The 5,424-nt window shown below is 72.9% G+C and carries 5 protein-coding genes; 3 read left to right on the plus strand and 2 right to left on the minus strand.

Annotated features, from left to right (window positions below; all coding sequences use genetic code 11):
• Positions 1–151: 151 nt before the first annotated feature.
• Together hemQ and hemG are read right to left on the minus strand one after the other, a co-directional pair.
• Entirely contained in the window at positions 152–865 is a 714-nt protein-coding gene (hemQ, locus tag ACWGH4_RS30510) for a hydrogen peroxide-dependent heme synthase (protein WP_189471656.1), read from the minus strand.
• 4 nt (positions 866–869) lie between these two features.
• Positions 870–2,297 (minus strand): protoporphyrinogen oxidase, encoded by a 1,428-nt coding sequence (hemG, locus tag ACWGH4_RS30515; RefSeq protein WP_453466602.1) that lies wholly within the window; start codon positions 2,295–2,297, stop codon positions 870–872.
• A 129-nt stretch (positions 2,298–2,426) separates the two neighbouring features.
• Between hemG and ACWGH4_RS30520 the strand changes: the two genes are divergently transcribed.
• The 3 genes from ACWGH4_RS30520 to ACWGH4_RS30530 all read left to right on the plus strand — a co-directional run bounded on the left by ACWGH4_RS30520 (position 2,427) and on the right by ACWGH4_RS30530 (position 5,392).
• Positions 2,427–3,386: a DUF4349 domain-containing protein gene (locus ACWGH4_RS30520; RefSeq protein ID WP_453466604.1), complete on the plus strand. Its 960-nt coding sequence runs from the start codon at positions 2,427–2,429 to the stop codon at positions 3,384–3,386.
• A gap of 28 nt (positions 3,387–3,414) precedes the next feature.
• The gene (locus ACWGH4_RS30525; RefSeq protein ID WP_453466606.1) at positions 3,415–4,794 is read left to right on the plus strand and encodes an FAD-dependent oxidoreductase; all 1,380 of its coding nucleotides are present in this window, start codon (positions 3,415–3,417) and stop codon (positions 4,792–4,794) included.
• Between the two features lie 100 nt (positions 4,795–4,894).
• A complete protein-coding gene (locus ACWGH4_RS30530) occupies positions 4,895–5,392 on the plus strand; it encodes a hypothetical protein (protein ID WP_453466608.1) in 498 nt (165 codons plus the stop codon).
• Positions 5,393–5,424: the final 32 nt, after the last annotated feature.

The following is a 5,424-nucleotide window of genomic DNA, read 5'->3' on the forward strand; positions in this document are numbered from 1 at the left end:
CCGCACCCGGAGCCCGACCCGGTGTCGCTGGACCGGCGGGCGGAGCAGCGGAAGCTGCCGCACGCCGTCTGATCTTCCGGGCCATATGGACGGCTGGGTATCCGCTTCGGGGAAGCGGAAACCCGGCCGTCAGGTCGTTCGCCGAAGGAGGTTACGCGAGACCCGCCACGAGGTCCGCCACGTCCTTGCGGCGGCCGGTGTAGAACGGGACCTCCTCGCGGACGTGCATCCGCGCCTCGGAGGCGCGCAGGTGGCGCATCAGGTCGACGATGCGGTACAGCTCGTCCGCCTCGAAGGCGAGGATCCACTCGTAGTCGCCGAGCGAGAACGAGGCGACCGTGTTGGCGCGCACGTCCGGGTAGCCGCGGGCCATCTTGCCGTGGTCGGCGAGCATCCGGCGACGGTCCTCGTCGGGGAGCAGGTACCAGTCGTAGGAGCGCACGAAGGGGTAGACCGAGACGTAGTTGCGGGGAGTCTCGTCGGCCAGGAACGCCGGGATGTGCGACTTGTTGAACTCGGCGGGGCGGTGCAGCGCCATGTTCGACCACACCGGCTCGAGTGCGCGGCCCAGACGGGTGCGGCGGAAGCGGTTGTAGGCGTCCTGGAGCTCGTCCGCGGTCTCGGCGTGCCACCAGATCATCACGTCGGCGTCGGCACGCAGCCCTGAGACGTCGTACGTGCCGCGCACGGTGACGTCCTTGGCGGCGAGCTGGTCGAACAGCTCCTGGACCTCCTCGGCGTAACCGGAGCGGTCCTCTGGCAGCACGTCGCGCAGCTTGAAGACGGACCACAGCGTGTACCGGATGACCTCGTTGAGGTCCTTGGCCTTCTTGCCTGCGTTCGGGATCTTTTCTGGCGCACTCATACGGCTATTGTCCCGCCTCCCGAACGGTGCCCCGCGCCAGGGTCGGAGTGGCGAGGATCTCGTCCGCGGCGCGCTGTCCGCTCGCGATGCAGGCCGGGATCCCTACGCCCTCGTACACGGCGCCGCAGACCCGCAGTCCCGGCAGCCCGGCGACCTCGTCGCGGATGCGGGCGACACGGGCGAGGTGGCCCACGGGGTACTGCGGCAGTCCGCCGGTCCACCGGGTGACCTCGGTGGCGACGGGCCGGGCCGTGAGCCCCACGGCCGCGCGGAGGTCCGTCAGCGAGACCTCGACCAGTTCCGCGTCCTCGCGTTCGAGGGCCTGCTCCTCGCCGTAGCGGCCGACGGAGGTGCGCAGCACGAACAGATCGCCGGCGCCCCGCGCGACCCAGCCCCACTTGTTGGAGGAGAACGTGGACGCCTTGATGGTCCGCCCGTCCACCGGCGGGACGAGGAATCCGCTGCCCGCCGGCATCCCCGCCACGTCCGCGCGCCGGAACGCCATGGTGACCAGTGCCATGGAGGCGTACTCGACACGGCCGAGCTCGGCCGCGGCGGCCGGCGACTCGGACTCCAGCAGGGCGGACGCGGACCAGGCCGGCGTCGCGAGCACCACGGCGTCGGCGTCGAGCGTCCCGCGGTCGGTGCGGACCCGCCAGCCGTCCGCGGCGCGGTTCAGGCCGAGGACGGGCGTCTCGGTGCGGATGTCGCCGCCCTGGGCGCGGACGGCGTCGGCGACGGCGTCCGGCAGGGTGCCGATGCCGCCGTCGAGGCCCATGAAGACCGGTCCGCCCGTCCGCTGCGCGGCCGCCCTCGCCTGGATGTCCCGCACTCCCTCGAGCAGCGAGTCGTGGGACCTGGCCGCCTCGAAGAGCTGGGGGACGGCCGCGCGCATCGAGATGCGGTAGGCGTCGCCCGCGTAGACGCCGCCGAGCAGCGGCTCCACCAGCCGGTCGACGACCTCCCGCCCGAGGCGCTCGGCGACGTACGCGCCGACGGCCACGTCGTCGCCCACGGCGGTCGGCGCGAGGTCCTTCTCGTGTGCGATGCGGGCGAGGCCCTCGGCGGAGAGCAGCCCGGCCAGCGCCGACGCGTCGCCCGGGACGCCCATCACATGGCCCTTCGGCATGGGCCGCAGCGCGTCACGGGTCCAGACCGCCGAGGTCGCCGTGGCCGGCGGTTCCAGCCGGTCGCCGAGGCCGACGGCACGGGCGAGGGCGGTGCCCTCCGGGCGGCGGGCGAGCATCGACTCGGCGCCCAGGTCGACCCGGACGCCCGCGATCTCGCCCGACCGGAGTTTGCCGCCGACCCGGCCGGTCGCCTCGAGGAGGGTGACGCCCACGCCGGAGGCGAGCAGCCGGTGTGCGGCGGCGAGCCCGGCGATGCCGCCGCCGATGACGACGACATGGCGCGCTCGTGTGTCCACGTTCATGGTCCAACTCTCTCAAACGCCTTTCCGAGTCCTGACCGTGACCGCTTCGGAACCCTGGACCGGCAACCTCCGGCAGGGCCGCGGCGTCGAACGTGCGACAGGTTCACAACCCATCCCCGGGGGGCCGGTATGCGTGCACGGCGTGCGTTCGCGGTACTACTTCTCACTGCCTCACTCGGCCTCGCCGGGTGCGGCGCAGGCGGTTCCGACTCCGGCGACGGCGCGCAGAGCGCGGCGAAACCGGCCGCGCGTGACGCGGAGGGCGCGGCCGGCTCGGGACAGGCGGCCGACGAGGCGGCGGGGGCGCCTGCCGAGGACAGCGCGGACCGTGACACCGCCGCGAAGCCGTCGGCGCTGCCGAGCGCCCACGTCATCCGCACGGCCACGCTCGAGGTGGAGGTCGAGGACGCCGCCAAGGCGCTCGCCGCGGCCCGCAGGGCGGCGGCGAACGCGGGCGGACACGTGGAGAACGAGAGCACCGAGCGGATCGACGACACGCACGTCACGTCGAACGTCGTGCTGCGCGTGCCGCAGGAGCGTTACGAAGCGGTGCTGGCCGAACTGGCCGGAGCCGGGAAGCTGTTGTCCCGCACGGCAGACGCGAAGGACGTCACCGGCCAGGTAGTGGACGTCGAGAGCCGTATCGCGACCCAGCGGGCCAGCGTCGCCCGGGTGCGGGCGCTGATGGACCGTGCGACGAGGCTGTCGGACGTCGTCACGCTCGAGGCGGAGCTGAGCACCCGTCAGGCCGACCTGGAATCCCTGCTCGCGCAGCAGGCGACGCTGAAGGACCGCACCTCGCTCGCGACGATCACGCTGACGCTGTCGGAGAAGGAGCGCGAGGAGACGAGGGAGGAGGACGACGGCCCCGGCTTCCTCGACGCGCTACGCGGCGGCTGGGACGCTCTGGTCGCGACGTTGCGGTGGATCGCCGTGGCGGTCGGCGCGGTGGCTCCCTTCGCGGCGCTGGGCGCGGTGCTGTACGCGGTGTGGCGGTGGCTGGTACGGCCCCGGCTGCCCAGGCGTCCGGCCGGACCCACGGCTCCCCCGGCCCCTCTCCCGGCCGCTCCCCCGGTCAAGGAGGACTGAACGGCCCCTCCCCCGTAGCGTGTTCCCCATGACGGCGACCGAACGGCTGGTGATCATCGGGGGCGACGCGGCGGGCATGTCCGCCGCGTCGCAGGCGCGCAGGATGAAAGGACCGGACGAGCTGGAGATTCTCGCGTTCGAGCGCGGCCACTTCAGCTCGTACTCGGCGTGCGGCATCCCGTACTGGGTGGGCGGCGATGTCGGCGAGCGCGACGAACTGATCGCGCGCACCCCTGAGGAACACCGCGAGCGGGCCATCGACCTGCGCATGCGCACCGAGGTCACGGAGATCGACGTCGCGGGCGGCCGGGTGCGCGCTCGCGACGCCGTGACGGGCGCCGAATCGTGGACCGGCTACGACAAGCTGGTGATCGCGACCGGCGCCCGGCCCGTCCGCCCCGCGCTGCCGGGCATCGACGCGCCCGGCGTGCACGGTGTCCAGACCCTCGACGACGGCCAGGACCTGCTGGACACCCTCTCGCGCACCGAGGGCCGGCGCGCGGTCGTCGTCGGCGCCGGCTACATCGGCGTCGAGATGGCCGAGGCGCTCCTCAAGCGCGGCTACGAGGTGACCGTCGTCAACCGCGGGGAGCAGCCGATGGCGACGCTCGACCCGGACATGGGCCGGCTGGTGCACGAGGCGATGTCGGGCATGGGCATCACCACCGTCTCCGGCACGGCCGTCACCGGGATCCTCACCGGTGACGACGGCCGGGTCCGGGCCGTCGTCACCGACAGCGCGGAGCACCCGGCGGACGTCGTGGTCCTCGGCATCGGCGTCGAACCGGAGACGTCCCTCGCCCGCGCGGCCGGCCTGCCGCTCGGCCGCCACGGCGGCCTGCTCACCGACCTCGCGATGCGGGTCCGCGGCCACGAGAACATCTGGGCGGGCGGCGACTGCGTCGAGGTCCTCGACCTCGTCTCCGGCCGCGAACGCCACATCGCGCTCGGCACGCACGCCAACAAGCACGGACAGGTCATCGGCGCGAACGCGGGCGGCGGTTACGGCACGTTCCCCGGCGTCGTCGGTACCGCGGTGAGCAAGGTCTGCGAACTGGAGATCGCCCGGACGGGCCTGCGGGAGAAGGACGCCCGCGCGGTGGGCCTCCAGTACGTGACGGCGACCATCGAGTCGACGAGCCGCGCAGGCTACTACCCGGCCGCCGCTCCAATGACGGTGAAGATGCTGGCCGAACGCCGCACGGGCCGTCTGCTGGGCGTCCAGATCGTGGGCCGGGAGGGCGCGGGCAAACGTGTGGACGTCGCGGCGGTGGCGCTGACCGCAGGCATGACCGTCGAACAGATGACGGCGCTGGACCTCGGCTACGCCCCGCCGTTCTCCCCGGTCTGGGACCCGGTCCTGGTGGCTGCGCGCAAGGCGTCGGCGGCGGTGCGGGCGGGAGCGTAGACGAGGGTGGGCGGGGGTGCCCTCTCGGTGCGACCGAACGGCCCCATTTACCCAGAGTGACAAATTGCGCCACATGTATCACCGTGGGTAACTCGTTGACATGATCCGACACACAGCGCGAGCGCTCTGCGCCGCCTCACTCGTCATCGCGCCTCTCGCGATAAGCACCCCCGCCCACGCCGTGACCACGTGCACCGTCAACGGCAGGACCGTCACGGGCACGACCGTGAACGGCACCGCCGGCAGTGACATCATCCGCTGCGCCGCAGTCGGCGCCGGCGACACGGTCAACGGCCTCGGCGGCAGCGACCTCATCACCATCACGGGCCCGGTCGCGGGCACCGTCAACGGCGGCACCGGCAGCGACCGCGTCTCCGTCTCCTCGACCGCCTCCGTCAGCGGCGTCGTCGCCGGCAACGACGGCAGCGACTACATCACCGTGGGCGGCGTGACGACCACCGGCGACATCCTGGGCGGCACCGGGAACGACTTCCTCCGGACCGGCGCGAACGCCGGCCTCGTCGACGGGGACGGCGGCTTCGACTACTGCGTCGTGGCGTCGGGCAACGACCCCGAGAACTGCGAATACCCCTTCTGAGCCGACAGCTCGCCGCGGTGCCGGCCGGCACC

Source organism: Streptomyces sp. NPDC054847 (assembly GCF_053610925.1).

What these genes read in the sequence shown, in the direction of transcription:
- hemQ (WP_189471656.1), bottom strand. Translation starts at nt 865, where the DNA reads ATGAGTGCGCCAGAAAAGATCCCGAACGCAGGCAAGAAGGCCAAGGAC.
- hemG (WP_453466602.1), bottom strand. Translation starts at nt 2,297, where the DNA reads ATGAACGTGGACACACGAGCGCGCCATGTCGTCGTCATCGGCGGCGGC.
- ACWGH4_RS30520 (WP_453466604.1), top strand. Translation starts at nt 2,427, where the DNA reads ATGCGTGCACGGCGTGCGTTCGCGGTACTACTTCTCACTGCCTCACTC.
- ACWGH4_RS30525 (WP_453466606.1), top strand. Translation starts at nt 3,415, where the DNA reads ATGACGGCGACCGAACGGCTGGTGATCATCGGGGGCGACGCGGCGGGC.
- ACWGH4_RS30530 (WP_453466608.1), top strand. Translation starts at nt 4,895, where the DNA reads ATGATCCGACACACAGCGCGAGCGCTCTGCGCCGCCTCACTCGTCATC.